Below are 22,537 nucleotides of genomic sequence, written 5' to 3' on the forward strand. Positions count from 1 at the left end.
TTGGCCGTTCCGCATGTTGGCGAGGTGGATGGCAGGGGAACTGCAGGAGTTAGCGACGGCGGATGGCCGGTAGCGTGGCGGCGTGGACGTTCGACCGGGCCTGGATTCGGCCGTCGCAGAGGTGCGGCGGGCGGTGCGAGCTGCCCTCCAGGCTCTTCCCGAGGGCGCAACGGTCATCGTGGCTCTGTCGGGCGGGGCGGATTCCCTGGCCCTCGCGGCGGCAACGGCTTTCGAAGCACCGAAGCGCGGGATCAGGGGCGTCGCCGTCACCGTCGACCACGGTCTGCAGGACGGGTCGGCCGAGATCGCTGCGACCGCCGCGGCCACGGCAGAGAGCCTCGGCCTGTCCGCCCGGGTCGTCAGGGCTGTCGTGCGCGCGGGCGGCGGACCCGAGGCCGCAGCACGGGACGCGCGATACGAAGCGCTCGATGCCCTCGCCCGGGAGGTCGGCGCGGCGGCCATTCTGGTCGGCCACACCCTCGACGATCAGGCAGAGACGGTGCTACTCGGGCTTGCCCGCGGTTCCGGCGCAACAAGCCTGCAAGGAATGGCTCCGGTGGCCGAGCGCGAGGACGGATGCCGCATCCTGCGCCCCCTGCTCGAGATTCGGCGCGCCACGACACATGCTGCGTGCGCCGCGCAAGGCCTGGACCCGTGGCTCGACCCCCACAATGCCGACCCACGGTACACCCGGGTTCGGGTTCGTGAAACGGTGCTGCCGACCCTCGAACGCGAGCTCGGCCCGGGGGTGGCCGAAGCGCTCGCGCGCACGGCGGCGCAGTTGCGCGAGGACGCGGAGGCCTTTGCGGAGATGATCGACGAGATCATCGAAGATGTCGTCGAGCACGCCGAAGCAGGCATCTCGCTCTCGGTCGGGGCGCTCGCTGCCAATCCGGCGGCTTTGCGGCATCGCCTCATCCGCCATGTCGTTGCCGCTGAGTTCGGGCAGAGTCCCACGCGCTCGCAGACCCTCGATGTCGCCCGCCTGGTGACCGACTGGCGCGGGCAGGGCCCGATCGATCTGCCCGGATGCCGCGCAGCCCGGGTCAACGGCCGGATCGAGTTCACCGCGCGCTAGTGGTCGGCCTATGCTCGGATGCATGCGTGCCGAGGAGGTTCAGTCCGACATCACCCGAGTACTCGTGACGGAGGAGCAGATCCGCGCGAAGCTCGACGAGATCGCGGCCCAAGTCACGGCTGACTACGAGGGCAAGGAGCTTCTGCTCGTCGGCGTACTCAAGGGCGCGGTCATGGTGATGGCTGACTTCGCTCGCGCACTGCCGACGCACATGACGATGGACTGGATGGCCGTCTCCTCGTACGGCACCGGTACCCGATCGAGCGGCGTGGTCCAGATCCGCAAGGATCTCGACACCGATCTGCACGGCAAGCACGTGCTCATCGTCGAGGACATCATCGACTCGGGCCTCACTCTCAGCTGGCTTCTGACCAACTTCGCGTCGCGGGGTGCGGCATCCGTCGAGGTCTTCGCGCTGTTCCGCAAACCGGATGCCGCCAAGGTTGAGGTCGACTGCCGGTACATCGGTTTCGATATCCCGAACGAGTTCGTCGTCGGCTACGGGCTCGACTACGCCGAGAAGTACCGGAACCTGCGCGACGTCGCGATCCTTGCGCCTCACGTCTACAGCTGAGGCCTTTCGGGGTACGCCGTGGGCGAATGCTCAGTCGTGGCATAGCAACCCCGCGATACCCTGTCTGCACCGTTTCTGCGTTCCCGCGCGGATCGGCGCCTGAACGACGGAGGGACCGGGTTCGCCCCGAACCATGGATTTCAAGAAGCTCACACGCAACCCGCTGCTGTACGTCGCGCTCATCGCGGTGTTCCTCATCATCGGATTCACGCTCATGTCGACCCTGGGCGGTGCCAAGCAGATCACGACCCAGCAGGGGCTTGATCTGCTGGCTGGGAACACGGTCACCGAGGTCGTGAACACCGACGGCGACCAGCGGGTCGACATGACGCTGTCGACGCCGTACGAAGGCGCCACCGACGTGCAGTTCTATTACGTGACGGCGCGGGCCGAAGAGGTCGTGAACGCGATCGACGCGGCAAACCCCGCCGGCGGATACAACGACGTCGTCCCCCGGGCTACGTGGTTCGACGGCTTCCTGTCGCTGTTCCTCCCGATCCTGTTGCTCGGTGTGCTGTTCTGGTTCCTGCTCTCCTCCGCGCAGGGCGGTGGCAGCAAGGTCATGCAGTTCGGCCGCTCCCGCGCCAAGCTCGTCACGAAGGAGAGCCCGACCGTCACGTTCGACGATGTCGCCGGCTCGGATGAGGCGATCGAAGAGCTCCAGGAGATTAAGGACTTCCTGAAGGAGCCCGCGAAGTTCCAGGCTGTCGGTGCTCGCATCCCGAAGGGCGTGTTGCTGTACGGCCCTCCCGGAACCGGCAAGACCCTGCTTGCCCGCGCGGTGGCCGGCGAGGCTGGCGTGCCGTTCTACTCGATCTCGGGCTCGGACTTCGTCGAGATGTTCGTCGGTGTCGGCGCGAGCCGCGTGCGTGACTTGTTCAACCAGGCCAAGGAAAGCGCGCCGGCGATCATCTTCATCGACGAGATCGACGCTGTCGGTCGTCACCGCGGTGCCGGTATGGGCGGCGGCCACGACGAGCGCGAGCAGACACTGAACCAGATGCTCGTCGAGATGGACGGGTTCGACCCCAAGGCCAACGTCATCGTCATCGCGGCGACGAACCGTCCCGACATCCTCGACCCGGCGCTGCTGCGCCCCGGCCGTTTCGACCGTCAGATCGGTGTGGACGCCCCTGACCTGCAGGGTCGCAAGCGCATCCTCGAGGTGCACGGCCGCGGCAAGCCTCTCGCCGACGGTGTCGACCTTGAGGTCGTCGCCCGCAAGACCCCCGGCTTCACGGGTGCCGACCTCGCGAACGTCCTGAATGAAGCAGCGCTTCTGACGGCGCGCTCGAACGCGCAGCTGATCGACAACCGCGCGCTCGACGAGGCGATCGACCGCGTGCTGGCCGGTCCCCAGCGCCGCACCCGAATCATGAAGGACAAGGAGAAGCTCATCACCGCCTACCACGAGGGCGGACACGCCCTTGCCGCGGCGGCGATGAACTACACCGACCCCGTCACGAAGATCACGATCCTCCCGCGCGGCCGGGCCCTCGGCTACACGATGGTCATGCCGATCGATGACAAGTACTCGGTCACCCGCAACGAACTGCAAGACCAGCTCGCGTACGCGATGGGCGGCCGCGTGGCCGAAGAGATCGTCTTCCACGACCCCACCACGGGCGCCTCCAACGACATCGAGAAGGCGACGGGCATCGCCCGCAAGATGGTCACCGAGTACGGCATGACCACGGATGTCGGACCCGTCAAGCTCGGTCAGGGCTCGGGTGAGGTCTTCATGGGCCGCGACATGGGTCACGGTCGTGACTACAGCGAGCGGATCGCCGAGCGAGTGGATGCCGAAGTGCGGGCGCTCATCGAGCAAGCCCACAACGAGGCCTACCAGGTCATCAACGACAACCGCGACATCCTCGACAAGCTTGCTCTCGAGCTGCTCGAGAAGGAGACGCTCGACCACCTCGAGATCGAAGAGATCTTCAAGGACGTCAAGAAGCTGCCCGAGCGCCCGCAGTGGCTTTCGAGCGAGCAGCGTCCGGTCTCGGTGCTGCCCCGGTCGAGGTTCCGCGTCGTCCCGCGCCGACCGGCGTTGCCGCCTCGACGGAGGCTGACGCGGGGTCTGCCGAGAAGGCGCCGCGACGGCGGCCGACCGGACAGGCGCGTCCCGCAACCGCGTAGGCTCGCCTGGTGGCCGTTGATCGTGAACGCGTCGCCGCACTGGTGCGCGAACTGCTCGAGGCGATCGGGGAAGACCCTGATCGCCCCGGATTGAAGCTGACCCCCGAACGGGTGGCGGATGCCTACTCTGAGTTCTTCAGCGGCATCGGCGAGGACCCGGCTGCGCCGCTTGCCCACACGATCTCGATTTCGCGCGGCCCGGCACCAGAGACGCTGCCCTCGGGTGCGGTGATGCTGCGCGACATCCTGTTCCGCTCCGTCTGCGAACACCACCTGCTCCCCTTCCGCGGGCACGCCCACATCGCGTACCTTCCCGGCGAGAAGGTCGTGGGACTCGGTGCGCTTCCCAAGGTCGTCGACGTGCTCGCGGCCCGGCCGCAGGTGCAGGAGCGCCTTGCCGAGCAGATCGCCGACACCATCTCTGACGCGCTCGATGCGCGTGGGGTGCTCGTCGTGCTGGATGCCACCCACGAGTGCGTCACGATGCGCGGCGGCCGGCAGACCGACGCATCCACCGTGACGATCGCCGCCCGCGGGGCCTACGAAGAGCCGGTCGCTCGCGCCGAGCTGATCGCACTCATCGGAGCGAACTGAGATGTCGACGCTCGTAATGGGGGTCGTGAACGTCACGACCGATTCGTTCAGCGACGGCGGGCGCTACCTCGACACGGGAGCTGCGATCTCGCACGGCCTGGCGCTGTGGGCTGCCGGTGCCGACATCCTCGACGTCGGCGGCGAATCGACCCGCCCGGGTGCCGAACGGGTTGACCCCTCGATCGAACGCGACAGGGTGGTGCCCGTCATCCGTGCCCTCGCGCAGCGCGGCGCTTGGATCAGCATCGACACGATGAACGCATCGACGGCACTTGCCGCTGTCGACTCGGGCGCGCGGATCGTCAACGACGTCTCGGGTGGGCTCGCGGATGCCGCGATGCTCCCTGCCGTCGCCGAGACCGACGCCGAGATCATCCTCGGGCACTGGCGCGGGCCCTCGCGGGAGATGTACGCGCCGGCGCAGTACGCCGACGTGGCAGCCGAGGTGACAGCCGAACTCGCCGAGCGGGTCGCGGCTGCCCGGGATGCCGGCATCGGCGCGGATCGGATCATCGTCGATCCCGGCATCGGGTTTGGCAAGCGCCCGGAGCAGAACTGGGAAGTTCTCCGGGCGCTTCCGCAGCTTGTCGCGGCGGGCCAGCGGGTGCTGCTCGGCACGAGCCGCAAGCGCTTCCTGGCTGAGGCGCTGGCCGAGGCATCCGTCGACGCCGAGCGTCGCTTCACACAGCGGACCGGAGCCGCGGCAACGCGAGCCGGCGGCGAGGACCCGTCAGGCGACACGGTAGGCGCGGTCACCGAAGGCCGGCGCGATGGCGCCACGGCTGTCACGAGTGCCCTCGCCGCGCGCGCCGGCGTATGGGGCGTGCGGGTGCACGACGTGGCCGCCACGCGCGACGCTCTGCGGGTTGCGGAGCTGTGGGGGGGTTCGGATGCCGCAGCTCGATGAGATCCGGCTCGAGGGGCTTCGCGTCTTCGGCCACCATGGCGTCTTCGATCATGAGCGCGAGAACGGCCAGGACTTCGTCATCGACCTCGTCCTGAGCGTGAGCGCCGAGCGGGCCGCCCAGACGGACGACGTCGCCGATACTGTCCACTACGGCGAGGTAGCTGACGCTGTTGCGCAGATCGTCGCAGGCGATCCGGTGAACCTCATCGAGACGCTCGCCGAGCACATCGCCGATCGCGTGCTCGCCTTCCCCGGTGTCTTCGTGGTGCGGGTGACGGTGCACAAGCCGCAGGCTCCGATCCAGCAGCAGTTCACTGACGTCTCGGTGACGATCACCCGCGAACGCGCGGAGGCCGGCGAATGAGTCGACGCCTGGCCGAGGGCATGCAGGGCGGCACACACACGGATGCCGCTCCTGCCGTCGACGCGGTGGTGGCGCTGGGTGCGAACCTCGGTGACCGGCACGAGACGCTGGCAGCTGCAGCAGCCGCACTCGAGCACCTGCCGCTGGTGTCGGCGGTGAGAATGTCGGAGCCGATCGAGTCGGTCGCGGTCACTCTCGACGGGCCCGATCCCGACGCACCCGGATACCTCAACGCCGTCGCCATCGTCACGACGCGCCTCGCACCGACCGTCCTGCTGAGCTACCTGCACACCATCGAGGACCGGCACGGACGGGTGCGCCGCGAACGCTGGGGAGACCGCACCCTGGATCTGGATCTCATCGCCTACGGCGACGTGGTCTGCGACACCCCGACGCTGACGCTTCCCCATCCGCGCGCTGCCGAGCGCGACTTCGTGCTCGCACCGTGGCTCAGCATTGATCCGGATGCTTCCCTCGTCGGTGCCGGGCGGGTTGCCGACCTCCTCGAGCGACTCGGGGCTTCGTCGTGAGGCGCACCGGTGCCGGCATCCTGATCGTCACCGCCGCTATCGCGCTCGCCGGCGGGTTCCTTGTGAACCAACTGCTCACGGCAACGGGTCGTGCAACCTTCACGCCGCTGATCACGCTTCCCGTTCTGCTGATCGCGTTGGGGGCCATCGTGGTAGCTTTCGCGATCCCGGTGTGGCGCGCATCCCGCGGGCACACGCGCGCCGCGATCAACCCGTTCCGGGCGCTGCGCATCGCGATGCTTGCGAAGGCATCGAGCCTGCTCGGCGCGGCATCCGTGGGCTTCTCGGGAGGACTGGTGGTTTTCCTCCTGACGCGACCCGTCGTGCCGCCGTTAGGCTCGATGGCGACGCAGTTGGCAACGCTCGTCGCCGGGCTCCTGCTGGTGGCGGCGGGGCTTGTGGCCGAGTATCTGTGCACGATCCGGAAGGATGACGATGACGAACAGCCCGGAGGCGTCGACCCCGGATTCGGAGCCCACAGTCACTGAGGGTCCAGCCACTGAGGGTCCAGCCACTGAGGGTCCAGCCACTGAGGGTCCAGCCACTGACGGCAGAGGCGCTGACGCCACAGCCACTGAGGACACGAAGACTTCGGCGGTGGCAGATGGTGAGACCGTCGAGTCGGCGATCGCCCACGACCGCTCGGCTCACGTCACGCGCGACGTGATCGACGATGAAGGCACGTTCACGCAGATCCTCGAGCCGCGCTCCGAGAACCGGCTCCCGCTCGGCGACGGAACCTGGCACCAACTCGCCCGGCAGTACGTCTGGGTGCAGCTGATCTCGTCGGGCATCGTGTTTCTCCTCGTGCTCGGCGCAGCGCTCGCGATCTCGTTGATCGTCGGGGCGTGGTGGGTCTGGATTCCGGCCGGCATCCTGCTGGTGATCCTCGCGTTCACGCTCGCGATCACGCCGCGGCAGGCCCGCGCCTACGGCTACCAGTTGCGCGAGGACGACCTGGTCTTTCGCAAGGGCATCCTCTGGCAGCGGGTTGTCGCCGTGCCCTACGGACGGATGCAGCTGGTCGACATCACGCACGGTCCGCTCGATCGGGGGTTCGGAATCGCGCAGCTCAAGCTCGTGACCGCGGCAGCCACCACCGGGGTCGCCATTCCCGGCATCCGTCAAGACGCCGCCGAGCAGCTGCGCGACACCCTCATCGCGGTAGCAGAGACCCGCCGGACCGGCCTGTGACCGACCCCACCCCCGCCTCGCCTGCCACCCCGCCTCCCGCTGCGGAGGTGCGTTCGCCGCTCAGCGACGGCGAGTGGCATCGGATGCACCCCCTCACCCCGCTGTTCCGGGGTGGACTGGTGTTGGTGATCGTCGCGGGCGTGATCATCGCGAACATGCGCGACCGGCTGATCGCGATCTTCCTGCCGTGGCTGGCTCCCGGCTTCGAGGGAGAGCAGATCCCCGGAGACCCCGTCGACTACGTCGTCTCGCACAACCTGATCCTGGTTGCGACCCTCGTGGTGCTCGGAGTCGTGATCGTGCTGGTCGGGCTCTTCTATCTCGGCTGGCGCTTCCACAGCTTCCGCATCACGGATGACGACGTCGAGGTGCGCTCGGGTGTGGTCTTCCGGTCGCACCGGCGCGCACCGCTCGACCGGGTGCAGGGCGTGAACCTGACCCGCCCGACGATCGCGCGCCTGTTCGGCCTGGCCAAACTCGAGGTTGTGGGAGCGGGCCTCGACGCGAACGTCAAGCTGGAGTACCTGTCGACCGCGAATGCCGAGGCGATTCGTGGCGACATCCTGCGGTTGGCGTCGGGCCGCCAGTTGGGCGCGCGCGGTGAGGCCGGGCGGCGCGCGACGGCATCCGAAACCGTGTCGGCAGGAATCACCGGGCTGATCGCGGGAGCGGAGGCGCCCGTTGCCGAACCGGAGTCGGTAGTTTCGATTCCGGTCGGACGACTGGTCGCCTCGCAGACCCTGTCGGGTACGACGATCTTTCTGGTGGCGGCGATCGCCGCGATCGTCACCGGGGCGGTCACGACGACCGGGTGGGTGCTGTTCGGCGTGGTCCCGGCAGTCCTCGGTTTCGGTGCCTACTGGATCCGCTCGATCACCCGCTCGCTCCGATACTCGATCGCCCCGACGCCCAGCGGTGTTCGAATCACCTACGGGCTGCTGACGACGATCACCGAGATCATTCCGCCGGGACGCATCCACGCCGTCGAGGTCACCCAGCCGCTCATGTGGCGCCCGTTCGGCTGGTGGGCGATCCGCATCAACCGGCTGTCGGGCCGCAGCATGAGCGATGGGGCCAACGACCAGTTCGGCACCGTGCTGCCGGTGGGTAACCGCGCCGATGTCGAGCGGGTCCTGCGGCTCATCCTGCCGACGATCGCCGAAGATGACTGGCCCATGATCGTCGACAACGGCGCCCTCGGTCCCGTCGCCGACGACCCCTATACGACCACGCCGAAGCGGGCACGGCTGCTTCGACCCCTCTCGTGGCGCCGCAACGGATTCTGGCTCGGAACTGACGCGCTGTTCCTGCGGCGGGGTCGGATCTGGCGGACCCTCGCGGTCGTGCCGCTGGCTCGGATGCAGAGCCTTGAGGTGAGCCAGGGCCCGGTCGACCGCGCACTACGGGTAGCGAACATCCGCGCCCACACGGTCGTCGGTCGCGTGTCGGGGAGCCTCGGCATCCTCGACCGAGACGATGCGCTGCGCCTGTTCGATGACGGTGAGCGAGCCGCTATCGGCGCTGTCGCGACCGACCGCTCGCACCGCTGGGCGGGGGACGAGTGAGCGACCGGCTGCGCGTCGGGATCGTGGGTGCCGGCAGAGTCGGACCCGTGATCGGTGCCGCGCTGGCCGGCGCCGGGCACGCGATCGTCTCGATCACGAGCGGATCGGATGACGACCGTGTCGCCGCGATCCTTCCGGGAGTTCCCATCAGGGACCCGCAGGACGTTGTGCGCGAGAGCCAGCTCGTCGTTATCGCCGTTCCCCACGATCAGATCGACGGACTCGTGACCGGACTCGCGGAGCTCGACGCCTGGCAGGCCGGCCAACTCGTGGTGCACACCGATCCGGCGTTCGGCACCGGAGTGCTCGCACCGGCGATGGCGCGCGGCGCGATTCCGCTGGCGATCCATCCGGCTATCGCGTTCACGGGCACCTCGATAGACCTGCGGACACTGATCGGGGCGTATGCCGCGGTCACGGCCCCCGCCCCCGTGCTGCCGATCGCACAGGCGCTCGCGGTCGAGCTGGGCTGCGAGCCTGTGATCATCGCCGAGGCTGACCGACCCGCCTATGCCGAGGGGATCGCGACCGCTACCGACTTCTCGAGATCCATCATCCGCCAGGCCACCGACCTCCTGCATGCGGCCGGTGTCACCGAGCCGGGCCGCTACCTCGCGGCGCTCATGCACACGACAGTCGACCACGCGCTCGTGGAGGCGGGGGTCGACGACATCCGCCCGCCCGCGGACTGAGTCCAGAGCTTCCGCGCCCGCGGAGTCACGATGGCCCCGCGGATAGACTGGGCGACGATTTTCAAGGAGCTCCCCTCATGACCGACACCTCTGCCGCCGTGCCCGCGGACGCCGCCCCCGAAGCATCCGACGAGGACGTCTTCGAGCAGAAGGCGGTGCGGCTGGCCAAGCGCGAGCGGCTGCTGGCAGAGCGAACGGATGCCGCGGGCGGCGCCTATCCGGTGAGTGTCCCGGTCACCGCCTCGATCGCTGAGGTTCGCGAACGCTTCGCCCACCTCGAGGCCGGCGACGAGACGGGAGAGACAGTCTCGGTTGCGGGACGGGTCGTCTTCAGCCGCAACACCGGCAAGCTGTGTTTCGCCGCGCTGCAGGCGGGGGACGGCAGTCGCATCCAGGCCATGGTGTCGCTTGCCGCGGTGGGCGAGGAGTCTCTGCAGCGCTGGAAGGAACTCGTCGACCTCGGCGACCACGTCGCGGTGACCGGCGAGGTGATCTCGAGCCGGCGGGGTGAACTGTCGATCATGGTGGCCGAGTGGACGATCGCCGCCAAGGCGCTGCTGCCCCTGCCGAACCTCTATGCGGAACTGAGCGAGGAGAGCCGCGTCCGCAGCCGGTTCCTCGATCTCATCGCCCGCGATCAGGCGCGCCAGACCGTGCTCGCCCGCGCCGGGGTCAACCGGAGCCTGCGCGACACGTTCGCCGCCCACGGTTTCGTCGAGGTCGAGACGCCCATGCTGCAGGTGCAGCACGGCGGGGCATCAGCCCGTCCCTTCATCACCCACTCCAACGCATTCGACACCGAGCTCTATCTGCGCATTGCGCCCGAGCTGTTCCTCAAGCGCGCCGTGGTCGGTGGCATCGACCGCGTCTTCGAAATCAACCGCAACTTCCGCAACGAGGGCGCCGACTCGACCCACAGCCCCGAGTTCGCGATGCTCGAGGCCTACCAGGCCTACAGCGATTACAACGGCATCGCCGACCTCACGCAGGAGCTCATCCAGAACGCCGCGATCGCCGTGACCGGCTCGACCGAGGTGACCTGGGCCGACGGCACGGTCTATGACCTCGGCGGCGAGTGGGAGCGGATGTCGATGTACGACTCGCTCAACGACGCTCTTGCCGACGCGTGGGAGGGCGCGGATGCCGCTCCCCGCATCGACGCCGCGACACCGCTCGCCGACCTGACGACGATCGCGGAGCGCTTCGGTGTCGATGTGCCTGCGCACCCGATTCCCGGAAAGCTCGTCGAAGAGCTGTGGGAGCACTTCGTCAAGCCGACGCTCGTGCGTCCCACGTTCGTCATGGACTTCCCCCTCGACACCAGCCCGCTCGTGCGCGAACACCGCTCCATCCCGGGGGTCGTCGAGAAGTGGGACCTCTACGTCCGCGGCTTCGAGCTGGCGACCGGCTACTCCGAGCTCGTGGACCCGGTCATCCAGCGCCAGCGCTTCGAAGAGCAGGCCAAGCTCGCGGCCCGCGGTGACGACGAGGCCATGCGGATCGACGAGGAGTTCCTGCGTGCCCTCGAGCACGGGATGCCGCCCACCGGTGGCATGGGGATGGGAATCGACCGGCTCCTCATGGCGATCACGGGTCTCGGCATCCGTGAAACCATTCTCTTCCCGCTCGTGAAGTAGGGCGGCCGCCGCCGGTCACTGTTCCGGCTCGTCGAGCCGGAACGCCCAATCGGGCAGGTGACCCGCGCCCACGAACGAGCGCACGATCTCGGCGAGGCCGTGTTCGGGCTCTATCGCTGTCGCCTGTTGGGCGAAGAGGTCAGCGTGGGTTGACCGGCCGAGTGCCCACGAGAACCACGCCGCGACCGCCAGCGGTCCCGGGCGCCTGGAGGCAGGGACGGCGCTGGCGATGTGTCGCGCCAGCAGTAGCGCACGTCCGAGCCGTTCGGGTGAGGGCCTCGGGCCCTCGCCCCACAGGCGCATCGCGATCTCGCTCGGATACTCTGCGCCGTCTTCCCAGCAAGCCTGCGCCTGCGCGGCTTCGTCTCCCGCGTCGATCCCGTCGACCCAGCAGATGAGGGCGATGTCGCGCAGTGACGGCCTTCCGAGCGCCCACGCGGCGGCGGCGATCTCGAACGGATCGAGTGCTGCGGCATCCGAACCCAGGAGCCGCTCCACGAATGCCGGAAGGTCATCGAGCAGACACGCGGCCGCGAAGGCGCGGGGATCGATGCGTGCGGGGTCGGTTGTCGGATGATCTGCGTCGGCGAGCACGAGCCCGCGGATGGCGGCGTCGAGCGCCTCACAGGCGGCCTCGACCGCGGTCGACCTACTCGCATCGAGGGGGAGCAGATCTGCGCCAGCGTACTGATTCGCCTCCGGTGCTGCGACGTCCTCGATGCCTGGCGGGAGGTCATCGGCAGTCGGCACCGAACCCGAGTCAGACCGCGCGTAGGACCCCCACCGCCGTCCTGCGACCCACAATGCCTCCACGATCAGCACCCCGCAGGCCTCGGCTCGACGCTCGATTCCCTCGACAAGGGTGCGAGCAGGAGCATCAGTGTCGCCGTAGACGACGATCGCGCAGCCGTCGGCCTCGGGCACCCGGCACACCAGCCCGATCATGGTCGCGGCGATCTCGTCGGCGCGGTCGTCATCGGGTGGGAGGTCCAGGCGCATGGCGCCGCGGCTTCGACCACGCCGGAACGGCACCAATACGACACTGCGTTGCGGAACGAATCCGAGGAGGCGCGGGACGACGGTCAGGAACTCGGCGGGTGAGGTCGCATGAATGATCGGAGTCATGCATCCGAGCATGCGAGCGGCGCCACGCTGCGCGGCAGGATCACCGGCGGGACGGGGATAGGTGACTCTCGAGGCGACCTGGGGAGATGGCGCCGCGTATCCTGGATGAGTGGACAGCTTCTGGGTGGCAGCGCTATGGGCGATCCTGCCTACCATCGTGGTGCTGACTCTGTTCTTCTGGGTCCTGCGCAGCATCATCCGTGCCGACCGCAACGAGCGCCGCGAGTACGCGCGCATCGAAGCCGAGGAACGCGCGGCACGCGGGCTTCCTCCGGCGCCCGCCGCAACCGAGCAGTGACGACACTTCCCACTACGCTGGCGTGAGAACGCCACCGTGGAGGGAGCTGACGCATGGTGCTTGCCGGACTTGTGCCGTCGACGTCGGGCGGAGACGTCGATGTGACGCTAGACCTCCCCGACATCGCGTTCTGGTGGCTGCTCGCCCTCTTCCTGTTCGATCTCAGCATCCGCATCGCGGCGATCATCATCATCCCGCGCAACCGCCGCCCCACCTCGGCGATGGCGTGGTTGCTCGCCATCTACTTCATCCCGATCGTCGGCGTGCTGCTGTTCCTGCTGATCGGAAACCCGCGACTGCCGCGCAAGAAGCGTCAGCAGCAGGAGCAGATCAACACCGCGCTGCGCGAGAACGGCGAGAACGTCTCGGTCGGAACGCTCCGGCCCGGGGCTCCCGCATGGTTCAGGGGTCTCGTCGATCTCAACACCAATCTCGGCGCGATGCCGCTCACGGGCGACAACCAGGCAACCCTCATCTCCGAGTATCAGGCGAGCCTGGATGCCATGGCCGAGGCGATCCGCGGCGCCCGGAGCTACGTGCACGTCGAGTTCTACATCCTGCAAACTGACGCATCGACCGACAACTTCTTCGCAGCCCTCGAAGAGGTCGCCGCACGCGGCGTTACGGTCCGTGTGTTGCTGGACCACTGGGCCAACCGCGGCAAGCCGTTCTACAAGAAGACGCTGCAACGGCTCGATCGCATGGGTGCGGCCTGGCACCTGATGCTGCCCGTGCAGCCGCTGAAGGGTAAGTGGCAGCGACCCGATCTGCGCAACCACCGTAAGCTGCTGGTCGTCGACGGCGAGGTAGCCTTCGTCGGTTCGCAGAACGTTACTGACTCGACCTACAACCTGAAGAAGAACATCAAGCGAGGCCTGCACTGGGTCGACCTCATGGCCCGTGTCGAAGGGCCGGTGGTCTCGTCGATCGACGTCGTGTTCCTCTCTGACTGGTACAGCGAGACCGGCGAAATCCTCACCGACCAGGTCAACCTGTCCTCCGCCCCAGACTCGGGTGGCAATCTCGACTGCCAGATCGTGCCCTCCGGTCCCGGGTTCGAATACCAGAACAACCTCAAGCTGTTCATGGGACTCCTGTTTGCGGCGCGCGAGAAGATCATCGTCGTCAGCCCCTACTTCGTGCCCGAAGAGTCGCTGCTTCTCTCGCTCGTCACCGCCTGCCAGCGCGGCATCCACGTCGAGCTTTTTGTCTCTGAAGAGGGCGATCAGGCGATGGTCTACCACGCCCAGCGCAGCTACTACGAGGCCCTCCTTCGTGCCGGCGTCAAGATCTGGATGTACAAGAAGCCCTTCATCCTGCATTCGAAGAGCCTCACGATCGACGACGATGTTGCCGTCATCGGCTCGAGCAACATGGACATGCGTTCCTTCGGCCTCAACATGGAGATCTCGATGATGGTGCGTGGCGAGGAGTTCGTCGCCGACATGCGCCGCGTCGAGGCCGAGTACCGATCCCTCAGCCGCGAACTCACGCTTGAGGAGTGGCTCAAGCAACCACTCAGGTCCACGGTGTTGGATAATCTCGCCCGACTCACCTCTGCGCTCCAGTAGCAGCGCCGCATCAAGGAGCCTCATGAAGCGCCGCATCCTTGCATCAGTTGTTCTCGGCGCCGCCGCCGCGCTCAGCCTCACCGGGTGCCTCAGTGGCTCCGATGCGCCAGCGGGGCAAGAAACCGACGTCGAGGCAGCGTGGCTCGATGACGGCCGGATCATCGCCGTCGTGACATCCGGCTCGAGTACCTGTGTTCCCACCGCGGAGTCGGCGGAGATCAACTCCGACGGAGCGCTCGCCGTCGAGCTGGTGGAGCCGGATGCCGACACCGCGTGCACCCGCGACCTCGTTCCCCGCGCGACGCTCGTCACCGTGCCCAACGGGGTCGACCCGTCGCAAGACCTGGAGATCTGGGTCACCAGTGAGGCCGGCTACTACGGCGATGTGACGCTCGCGGGCGCGTCCGGCCTAGCCGGCCCCGGCGGCGAAACTGACTACGAGCCGACAGCTGGCTGGACCCAGCAGCAGGGCCAGTTCGTCATCCTGACCTGGGGCTCCTCGGGTTGCGTGCCGGTCGTCGAATCGAGCGAAGTCACCGGTGAGGCGGAAGTGACGGTGACGTTCCAGGATCCGCCCGCCGACCAGCTCTGCACCGCCGACATGGCGCCGCGCACGAACTTCGCCTTCGCCGACGGCCTCTCCGGCGTCGACGACGTGCAGCTCGTGCTCACCGGCGACTCCTTCGACCAGACGATCCCGATCTACGGCACCAGCGACTGACCCATCGCGCCGCGCTCCGCGCGCATTCGTTTGCCGCAACACGCCGTGCGCCGACTCGGCACCATGCGGTTTGCGGCAAACGAACCCGTGCTCGCTGGCTGAGGCATCCGTTCACTTGCCGCAACACGCCGTGGGCGACGGCCCCGAGGCTCGGTTTGCGGCAAACGAAGGCGTTAGCCGCGCCCTGACAGTGGTCCTCCCCACTCAGTAACCCGCGCGACTTCTCCCCGGTCGAGTTTCTTACACGCTGGGGCAGGCGGGCGCGAGGAATCGTGAACGGATGCCGCAGGCGACACCGCTTCCCGATGGGCTCGTGCCTCCGTTTTCTGTCGCTACCGCACGGCATTTCGGCATGTCAGATTCCCGCCTGCGACGGAAGGACCTCTCCCGTCCGTTCCACGGTGTGCGTTCGGTCGACCACGTCGAAGCGGATGACGGCGAAGAGTCGATCGTGCGGCGCGCCATCGAGTACTCCCGGCGGATGCGCGAGGAGGAGTTCTTCAGTCACGTCACCGCCGCCGTCCTGTGGGGGCTGCCACTGCCGCCGCAGAGCCTGCTCGCGCGAAGCCGCGGTGATGCTGCGATGGCGCGCCCCCTGGATGTTGCGGTCAGGCTCCCGGCGCGGGCGGGACGAGCTCGCGGCATCCGGGGCCGGTCGATCTCGCCGCATCTGGCTGAGGTGAGCATCCATCCCCTGACCGGCCTGAGGGTATCGACGCCCGCGGCGGTGTGGGCAGAACTTGCCACTGAGCTCGCGCTGGAAGATCTCGTCGCTGTCGGCGACGCCGCGGTGCGCGAGCCGATGTGGGAGACGGATGCCGCAGCTCTGGCATCCGTTGCGGATCTGGACCGCGCTCTGGGGGCGGGCCGCCGGCTCGGGGTGGACCGGTTGCGAGCAGCGCGCCCGCTGGTTCGTACGCGCTCGAGATCTCGGCCCGAGACACACCTCAGGCTCGCGTTCGTTGAGGCGGGGTTGCTGGAGCCTGAGTGCAACTGGCCGGTCTTGGACGGGGATCGACTGCTCGCACTTCTCGACCTCGCTTACCCCGGCGCAGGTGTGTGCTTCGAATACGAGGGAGAGCATCACCTCCGCGACCCGGAGCAGTGGGCGCGGGACATTCGGCGCCACGAGATGCTCGTCGAACGGGGTTGGCGGATCGTGAGGGTCACGAAGGACGATCTCTACCGCCACCGCGAGGAGCTGTTCACCCGTATCCGTCTCGCCCTTGCTGCCCGCGACTGACCCTGTTCACTTGCCGCAACACGCCGTGAGCGACGGCGCCCGCGCACGGTTTGGGGCAAACGAACGGATACTAGCGCGCGGGCGGATGCCTAGTCCGATCCGTCGGCACGGACGAGGAGGTCGCCGACTTCGCAATCCAGCGCGTGGCAGATCGCCGACAGAGTCGAGTAGCGGATGGCGCGAGCGCGATCGTTCTTGAGGATTGAGAGATTCACCACCGAGACGCCGACAAGCTCGGACAGTCGGGTGAGCGTCATCCCGCGTTCGGCGAGCAACTCGTCGAGACGACAGTGGATCCCGCTCGCTCCGTCGTCCTCGGCTTCGGCGGGGCTCACACCAGTCCCTCGGTGTCGCGCTGCATGCGTGAACCGTAGCGGAAGATCACGGCCAGAGCCGCGAGCCCGAGAGCACATCCGATCGGCCAGATGGGGATGATGAGCTGGAAGGTGACGGGTGCGGTTATCGCCGCGCCAGACGACGCGTCCGGAATTACCTCGTGCGAAGTCAGGTAACGAGCGATCGAGAGAAGGACCTCGGACGCGGTTCCCCCGATGAGAACGACAACCGCTGACGTGAGGAGCCACCGTGGCGCGCGTCGAGCGAACGGTCGGCCAGCGGCGGCGATGCGGCACGGAACGGAAACGAGCACGCCGGGCGTTGCCGCGGTGACGTACGCGAGCAGGCCTCCAACGAAGATGAGCGACCTCACATCGGCGCCGAGCCCTGCCACCTGGAGCGACGCAGAGTCGATGGTGCCGCAGTAGAGCGCTGTCGCGCTCGGCATCGTCCCGCCCGAGCTCTGGCAGGGAAGTGCGCTCGGCCATGCCGTTGTGATCGGAACATCCGTGATGCTCGTCGTCGGCGAAACGACGAGGCTGATCAAGCCGAACACGGCACCCACGACCACGAGTGCTACCCAGATACGGGCAACCGCTCCTGTGACATCGAGGAGGACGGAGCCAACCCGTCGACGCCGAGCATCCCAGACCAGCGCGGCGAAGACCAGGCCGATGTTCAGCGCGCCTACCGCGCCGACAATGAGCGCGCCGCCCAGGTCGGTCCACGCAACGGTCACGAGAAACGTCCTTCGGTTGCGTCACGACTCATACGAGGCCCTCGGTGTCGCGCTGCATCCTGCGCATCGCCTGGAAGACGTAGCCGAGAGCCAGGACGGCGAACCCGACGAGGGGGACGGCGAACCCCCAACCGTCGACCCCGAACCCGACAAGCAGGATGCCGCCGAGGGCATCGTTGGTCGTATGGGCAGCCTCCATCGAGCCGAAGCCCTGCGCGGCGGTGCCGATCAGTGGTCCCAGCACGAGAGCGAATCCGGCCGCAAACGTGAACCGGTGCAGCGCGACCGGAAAGCGCATCTCCGAGGAGATGGACCAGAGGAGCCATGTCACCGCCAGCGCCACGATGATCGCCGTGAGGGCGAGCATGATCGCACCGACGGCGAAGAGAACCCGTGAAGATGCAACGAGGTCTGTCGTAACCGCTACCGTGTCGATGGATGCTGACACGGCAGCATCGCTGGCAACTGGGGTGGCCCCGTTGGCCAGGAGATTCACCGTGACCTCGGGTGAGGTGAGCATCCACACCGCGCGAGAAACCTGTGCGGTTGCGAGGGCAACGCCCAGTAGCGCGGTGATGACGGCGATCACGCGAATAGTGATGCGATCGGGCCGCGCGGGCATGACTACTGCATCCGGAGAGACTGCCATGCTCGACTCCTTATCGAATATCGTTGTTATCGGTAAACGATAAGACGGGTCGCGCCAGCCGTCAACTGCGGTGCGGGGTAGGCACGTAGGCGACTCGCTTGCCGCAATCTGCGGTGTGACTGCGGTGGCCGCGGCGTGTTGCGGCAAACGAGCGAGAGGTTCCGTCAAAGGTCCGCCCCGGTATGCCCCCAGCGAACAGCGGCATACCCTGCGCGCCCGATCGTTACTCTCGATGTACGACGCCAGCAGTGGGTCAGCATCCAGCGACTCACCGGCCGAAGGAGTAAGCGGATGTTCGAGAGATTCACCGACCGTGCCCGTCGCGTGGTTGTGCTCGCCCAAGAAGAGGCGAAGATGCTCAACCACAACTACATCGGCACCGAGCACATCCTCCTGGGTCTGATCCATGAGGGTGAGGGCGTTGCTGCCAAGGCGCTCGAGTCGCTCGGCATTTCGCTCGATGCCGTGCGCGAGCAGGTGCAAGACATCATCGGCCAGGGCCAACAGCAGCCGACGGGACACATTCCGTTCACACCGCGCGCCAAGAAGGTGCTTGAGCTGTCGCTGCGCGAGGCGCTGCAGCTCGGCCACAACTACATCGGCACCGAGCACATCCTGCTCGGCCTCATCCGTGAGGGCGAGGGCGTTGCCGCTCAGGTGCTCGTCAAGCTCGGCGCCGACCTCAACAAGGTGCGCCAGCAGGTCATCCAGTTGCTCTCGGGCTACCAGGGCAAGGAGCCCGCGGGTGTCGCCACAGGCGCCGGCGAGCAGGCCCAGGGCACAGCTCAGGGCGGATCGCAGGTGCTCGACCAGTTCGGTCGCAACCTCACCCAGGCTGCTCGCGACAACAAGCTCGACCCCGTCATCGGGCGCGAGAAGGAAATCGAGCGGGTCATGCAGATCCTCTCGCGTCGCTCCAAGAACAACCCCGTGCTGATCGGTGAGCCCGGCGTCGGCAAGACCGCCGTCGTCGAGGGTCTCGCGCAGGCGATCGTGAAGGGTGACGTTCCCGAGACGCTGAAGGACAAGCAGCTCTACTCGCTCGACCTCGGTTCGCTCATCGCCGGGTCCCGCTACCGCGGCGACTTCGAAGAGCGCCTGAAGAAGGTCACCAAGGAGATCCGCACCCGCGGCGACATCATCGTGTTCATCGACGAGATCCACACCCTCGTCGGTGCCGGTGCCGCCGAAGGTGCGATCGACGCGGCATCCATTCTGAAGCCGCTGCTCGCGCGGGGCGAGCTCCAGACCATCGGTGCCACGACCCTGGACGAGTACCGCAAGCACTTCGAGAAGGATGCTGCGCTCGAGCGCCGCTTCCAGCCGATCCAGGTCGCCGAGCCGAGCCTGCCCCACGCGATCAACATCCTGAAGGGGCTGCGCGACCGGTACGAGGCTCACCACAAGGTGCAGATCACGGATGGCGCGATCGTCGCCGCCGCGAACCTCGCCGACCGCTACGTCAGCGACCGCTTCCTGCCCGACAAGGCGATCGACCTGATCGATGAGGCCGGCGCGCGCCTGCGCCTGAGCATCCTGTCGAGCCCGCCCGAGCTTCGCGAGTTCGACGAGAAGATCGCCAAGGTTCGGGAGCAGAAGGAAGCTGCGTCGGAAGACCAGGACTTCGAGAAGGCAGCGGCGCTGCGCGACGAGGAGAAGAGCCTGCTCGCCGAGCGGCTGCGCCTCGAGAAGCAGTGGCGTTCGGGCGAGGTCTCATCGCCCGCGGTGGTCGACGAGGGTCTGATCGCCGAGGTGCTCGCCCAGGCCACCGGCATCCCGGTGTTCAAGCTCACCGAGGAGGAATCCAGCCGCCTGGTCTTCATGGAGAAGGCGCTGCACCAGCGCGTCATCGGCCAGGAAGAGGCGATCGCCGCGCTGTCCAAGACGATCCGCCGCACGCGTGCGGGTCTGAAGGACCCCAAGCGCCCCTCCGGTTCGTTCATCTTCGCCGGTCCGACCGGTGTCGGAAAGACCGAGCTTGCCAAGGCGCTCGCCGAGTTCCTGTTCGACGACGAGGGCGCCCTGATCTCGCTCGACATGAGCGAGTTCGGTGAGAAGCACACGGTTTCGCGACTGTTCGGTGCCCCTCCCGGATTCGTCGGGTTCGAAGAGGGCGGCCAGCTCACCGAGAAGGTGCGCCGCAAGCCGTTCTCGGTCGTACTGTTCGACGAGATCGAGAAGGCTCACCCCGACATCTTCAACTCGCTCCTGCAGATCCTCGAAGAGGGCCGCTTGACCGACGGTCAGGGCCGCATCGTGGACTTCAAGAACACGGTCATCATCATGACCACGAACCTCGGTTCGCAGGCTATCGCCGGCGGCCCGGTCGGGTTCCAGGTCGAGGGTGACACCGCGACGTCCTACGACCGGATGAAGGGCAAGGTGAACGAGGAGCTCAAGCGCCACTTCAAGCCCGAGTTCCTGAACCGTGTCGACGACATCATCGTGTTCCCGCAGCTCGACAAGGATGAACTGCGCCAGATTGTGGACCTGTTCACGAAGCGGCTGGGCGAGCGCCTGCTGGATCGCGATATGACGATCGAGCTGTCGCTGGCCGCAAAGGATCGCCTTATCGAGGTCGGCTTCGACCCGGCACTGGGTGCTCGGCCGCTGCGCCGCGCGATGCAGCACGAGATCGAGGACCAGCTTTCCGAGAAGATCCTGCACGGCGAACTGAACCCCGGCGATCACGTCAAGGTGGATGCCGAGAACGGCCAGTTCCTGTTCGAGCACGGTCCGCGCGGCGAGAAGGTCGCGGTCGGTGTGGTCTCCGGTGGCGACATCACGATCACCCCTGACCTGGCGATCACCTCGGACTGATCCCGGCACAGGCTGAGAGGGGGACGGATGCTTCGGCATCCGTCCCCTTCCTCGTTACGCTCAGGCCGCCGCGGCAGGAACGACGAGCGCCGCAACGGCAATGTCGAGCACGATCGACTGCCGCACTTCGACTGCATGGTCGTAGCGGGCTCCGGCGAGGGCGACATAGACCCCGCCGACGATGTCGATGTAGCCCACGACCTCATCTGCCCGGTGCACTTCGTACGTGGTCGGGCCGATGAGGACTACCGACTCGGGTGGGGGCGCGGTGGCGCGTGGCGCGGCTGCCGGTGTGGTGCTCGATGTCGTGGGGACCATGGTGGCTCCTCCCGTAAGAGGGATGGATCTGCTCCTGAAGGGTCCACCCTCACCGGGCGAAACGATGGGGCTTGACATCACCGCGCGATCGGTGGTGTTGCCTCGATCATCTGCCGCGCGGGCGATTCAGGGAAGGGGCCTGCCTGGCAGAGTCCTCGGAGTGTTCGCGCTCTAGGCTGGGAGGATGACCGGTTTCAGCGTCCGCCCCGCCCGCACGGGGGACGTGCGCGGCATCCAGGCCCTTCTGGAGCCCTGGGTGCAGCGGCGAGTGCTCCTCGGCAAGGACCTCGTGGTGCTGTTCGAGTCGGTGCAGCAGTTCACCGTCGCAGAGGATGCCGAGGGCAACCTGATCGGCTGTGGTGCGCTGCACGTCATGTGGGACGACCTCGGTGAGATCCGTACGCTCATCGTCGCCGATGAGTGGCTGCATCACGGTGTGGGTCGCGCGATCGTCGACCGTCTAGAGGAGAACGCCCGCGCCCTGGGGCTGCGCCGGCTGTTCTGCCTGACCTTCGAGGTGGAGTTCTTCTCGGCCCGCGGTTTTGAGGTGATCGGCGAGCAGGTCGTCGACCCGGATGTCTACTCCCAGCTCATCCGCTCCCCCGATGAGGGCGTCGCCGAATTCCTGGATCTCGCGCATGTGAAGCCGAACACGCTCGGCAACACCCGGATGCTGAAGACCTTCGACTGAGGCGCGCCGATCCGGCGTCGCGCGGCCCCGCGCCTACCCTGGATGCATGAGCAGCCAGCCCCCGCGTCGCCGCCCATCCCCGGGTGTGTACCGTCGGCGGCGCCTCGTCGTGCTCCTCGCATTGATTGCGATCATCGCCGCGATTGTCTGGTTGTTCGTCGCCCAACCGTGGTCGAGCGCTGCGCAGCCGGATGCCGGTCCCAAGCCGACCCGCACGTCATCCGTCAGCCCGACCCCGAGCGCGACAACGCCCGCTCCGACTGACTCTTCGACACCCGAGGCTGCGGCGACCACCGACCCCGGCCCCCTGGAGACCGCACCCCCGACGTGCACGCGCGGAGACGTGACGGTCGAGGCACTCACCGACCAGGACGAGTACGCCTCGGGCCAGAACCCCCAGCTGTCGATCCGGCTCACGAACACCTCGGATGCCTCGTGCACGATCAACGTCGGAACCACGACGCAGTCGTTCACGATCACCAGTGGTAGTGACACGTGGTGGCGTTCGACAGACTGTCAGACCGACCCGAGCGACATGATCGTGACGCTGGAGGCTGGCCAGACAGTCGATAGCGCGACACCGCTGACGTGGGACCGCACCCGCTCATCGGTCAGCACGTGCGACGCCGAGTCGCGCCCGGCGGCAGGCGCTGGTGGTGCGTCGTACCACCTCGCCGTGGAGATCGGCGGCATCGCCTCGGACCAGACCAAGCAGTTCTTCCTCTACTGAGAGCGCGGGTCCTCCGCGGCAC

Annotated in this window: 23 protein-coding genes and 1 pseudogene; 19 read left to right on the forward strand and 5 right to left on the reverse strand. The window is 67.4% G+C overall.

Annotated elements, in window-relative coordinates; genetic code table 11:
* Window positions 1-82: 82 nt before the first annotated feature.
* From tilS to lysS, 12 genes and pseudogenes are all read left to right on the forward strand, one after another.
* Window positions 83-1,078 (forward strand): tRNA lysidine(34) synthetase TilS, encoded by a 996-nt coding sequence (tilS, locus tag MICSW_RS01285; RefSeq protein ID WP_464496557.1) that lies wholly within the window; start codon window positions 83-85, stop codon window positions 1,076-1,078.
* 22 nt (window positions 1,079-1,100) lie between these two features.
* Window positions 1,101-1,652, forward strand: coding sequence for a hypoxanthine phosphoribosyltransferase (gene hpt / locus MICSW_RS01290; RefSeq protein ID WP_228177483.1), 552 nt, complete (start codon window positions 1,101-1,103; stop codon window positions 1,650-1,652).
* A 133-nt stretch (window positions 1,653-1,785) separates the two neighbouring features.
* Window positions 1,786-3,791: pseudogene (ftsH, locus tag MICSW_RS01295) on the forward strand (ATP-dependent zinc metalloprotease FtsH).
* 9 nt (window positions 3,792-3,800) lie between these two features.
* The gene (gene folE, locus MICSW_RS01300) at window positions 3,801-4,385 is read left to right on the forward strand and encodes a GTP cyclohydrolase I (protein ID WP_228177481.1); all 585 of its coding nucleotides are present in this window, start codon (window positions 3,801-3,803) and stop codon (window positions 4,383-4,385) included.
* A 1-nt stretch (window position 4,386) separates the two neighbouring features.
* The gene (gene folP, locus MICSW_RS01305) at window positions 4,387-5,292 is read left to right on the forward strand and encodes a dihydropteroate synthase (RefSeq protein ID WP_292729071.1); all 906 of its coding nucleotides are present in this window, start codon (window positions 4,387-4,389) and stop codon (window positions 5,290-5,292) included.
* Entirely contained in the window at window positions 5,276-5,656 is a 381-nt protein-coding gene (folB, locus tag MICSW_RS01310) for a dihydroneopterin aldolase (RefSeq protein ID WP_228177479.1), read from the forward strand. Before folP ends, folB begins: the two co-directional genes overlap by 17 nt.
* Window positions 5,653-6,186, forward strand: coding sequence for a 2-amino-4-hydroxy-6-hydroxymethyldihydropteridine diphosphokinase (gene folK / locus MICSW_RS01315; protein ID WP_292729066.1), 534 nt, complete (start codon window positions 5,653-5,655; stop codon window positions 6,184-6,186). The genes folB and folK overlap by 4 nt, the downstream gene beginning before the upstream one ends.
* A complete protein-coding gene (locus MICSW_RS01320; protein WP_228177477.1) occupies window positions 6,183-6,674 on the forward strand; it encodes a DUF3180 domain-containing protein in 492 nt (163 codons plus the stop codon). The genes folK and MICSW_RS01320 overlap by 4 nt, the downstream gene beginning before the upstream one ends.
* A gap of 205 nt (window positions 6,675-6,879) precedes the next feature.
* Complete coding sequence (locus MICSW_RS01325; protein ID WP_374198002.1) at window positions 6,880-7,380, forward strand: PH domain-containing protein; 501 nt, start codon at window positions 6,880-6,882, stop codon at window positions 7,378-7,380.
* The gene (locus MICSW_RS01330) at window positions 7,377-8,945 is read left to right on the forward strand and encodes a PH domain-containing protein (protein ID WP_375237023.1); all 1,569 of its coding nucleotides are present in this window, start codon (window positions 7,377-7,379) and stop codon (window positions 8,943-8,945) included. The genes MICSW_RS01325 and MICSW_RS01330 overlap by 4 nt, the downstream gene beginning before the upstream one ends.
* Window positions 8,942-9,637, forward strand: a complete 696-nt coding sequence (locus MICSW_RS01335; RefSeq protein ID WP_308017241.1) for a DUF2520 domain-containing protein — start codon at window positions 8,942-8,944, stop codon at window positions 9,635-9,637. The genes MICSW_RS01330 and MICSW_RS01335 overlap by 4 nt, the downstream gene beginning before the upstream one ends.
* Before the next feature lie 77 nt (window positions 9,638-9,714).
* Window positions 9,715-11,274 (forward strand): lysine--tRNA ligase, encoded by a 1,560-nt coding sequence (gene lysS, locus MICSW_RS01340; RefSeq protein ID WP_228177475.1) that lies wholly within the window; start codon window positions 9,715-9,717, stop codon window positions 11,272-11,274.
* Window positions 11,275-11,289: 15 nt separating this feature from the next.
* Here lysS and MICSW_RS01345 read toward each other — a convergent pair whose 3' ends face one another.
* Complete coding sequence (locus tag MICSW_RS01345; protein ID WP_228177474.1) at window positions 11,290-12,399, reverse strand: DUF4192 domain-containing protein; 1,110 nt, start codon at window positions 12,397-12,399, stop codon at window positions 11,290-11,292.
* Between the two features lie 109 nt (window positions 12,400-12,508).
* Here MICSW_RS01345 and MICSW_RS01350 point away from each other — a divergent pair, with 109 nt between their 5' ends.
* The 4 genes from MICSW_RS01350 to MICSW_RS01365 all read left to right on the forward strand — a co-directional run bounded on the left by MICSW_RS01350 (window position 12,509) and on the right by MICSW_RS01365 (window position 16,232).
* Window positions 12,509-12,697 (forward strand): hypothetical protein, encoded by a 189-nt coding sequence (locus tag MICSW_RS01350; protein WP_228177473.1) that lies wholly within the window; start codon window positions 12,509-12,511, stop codon window positions 12,695-12,697.
* A 53-nt stretch (window positions 12,698-12,750) separates the two neighbouring features.
* Window positions 12,751-14,268, forward strand: coding sequence for a cardiolipin synthase (gene cls / locus MICSW_RS01355; protein WP_464496558.1), 1,518 nt, complete (start codon window positions 12,751-12,753; stop codon window positions 14,266-14,268).
* 22 nt (window positions 14,269-14,290) lie between these two features.
* Window positions 14,291-14,989 (forward strand): hypothetical protein, encoded by a 699-nt coding sequence (locus tag MICSW_RS01360; protein ID WP_464496559.1) that lies wholly within the window; start codon window positions 14,291-14,293, stop codon window positions 14,987-14,989.
* 352 nt (window positions 14,990-15,341) lie between these two features.
* Window positions 15,342-16,232, forward strand: a complete 891-nt coding sequence (locus MICSW_RS01365) for a hypothetical protein (protein ID WP_228177470.1) — start codon at window positions 15,342-15,344, stop codon at window positions 16,230-16,232.
* An 89-nt stretch (window positions 16,233-16,321) separates the two neighbouring features.
* Here MICSW_RS01365 and MICSW_RS01370 read toward each other — a convergent pair whose 3' ends face one another.
* From MICSW_RS01370 to MICSW_RS01380, 3 genes are read right to left on the reverse strand one after another with little or no spacing between them, the layout of a single operon-like run.
* Window positions 16,322-16,567 (reverse strand): helix-turn-helix domain-containing protein, encoded by a 246-nt coding sequence (locus tag MICSW_RS01370; RefSeq protein ID WP_228177469.1) that lies wholly within the window; start codon window positions 16,565-16,567, stop codon window positions 16,322-16,324.
* Entirely contained in the window at window positions 16,564-17,307 is a 744-nt protein-coding gene (locus tag MICSW_RS01375; RefSeq protein WP_292727080.1) for a hypothetical protein, read from the reverse strand. Before MICSW_RS01375 ends, MICSW_RS01370 begins: the two co-directional genes overlap by 4 nt.
* 28 nt (window positions 17,308-17,335) lie before the next feature.
* Window positions 17,336-17,956 (reverse strand): hypothetical protein, encoded by a 621-nt coding sequence (locus MICSW_RS01380; protein WP_292727082.1) that lies wholly within the window; start codon window positions 17,954-17,956, stop codon window positions 17,336-17,338.
* A 291-nt stretch (window positions 17,957-18,247) separates the two neighbouring features.
* Here MICSW_RS01380 and MICSW_RS01385 point away from each other — a divergent pair, with 291 nt between their 5' ends.
* Window positions 18,248-20,776: an ATP-dependent Clp protease ATP-binding subunit gene (locus MICSW_RS01385; RefSeq protein WP_228177467.1), complete on the forward strand. Its 2,529-nt coding sequence runs from the start codon at window positions 18,248-18,250 to the stop codon at window positions 20,774-20,776.
* A gap of 60 nt (window positions 20,777-20,836) precedes the next feature.
* Here MICSW_RS01385 and MICSW_RS01390 read toward each other — a convergent pair whose 3' ends face one another.
* Window positions 20,837-21,094 (reverse strand): hypothetical protein, encoded by a 258-nt coding sequence (locus tag MICSW_RS01390; protein WP_228177466.1) that lies wholly within the window; start codon window positions 21,092-21,094, stop codon window positions 20,837-20,839.
* A gap of 184 nt (window positions 21,095-21,278) precedes the next feature.
* Between MICSW_RS01390 and MICSW_RS01395 the strand changes: the two genes are divergently transcribed.
* Entirely contained in the window at window positions 21,279-21,785 is a 507-nt protein-coding gene (locus MICSW_RS01395) for an amino-acid N-acetyltransferase (protein ID WP_464496560.1), read from the forward strand.
* A 46-nt stretch (window positions 21,786-21,831) separates the two neighbouring features.
* Window positions 21,832-22,515, forward strand: coding sequence for a hypothetical protein (locus tag MICSW_RS01400; protein ID WP_292732460.1), 684 nt, complete (start codon window positions 21,832-21,834; stop codon window positions 22,513-22,515).
* Window positions 22,516-22,537: the final 22 nt, after the last annotated feature.

The organism is Microbacterium sp. SW12 (assembly GCF_055391095.1).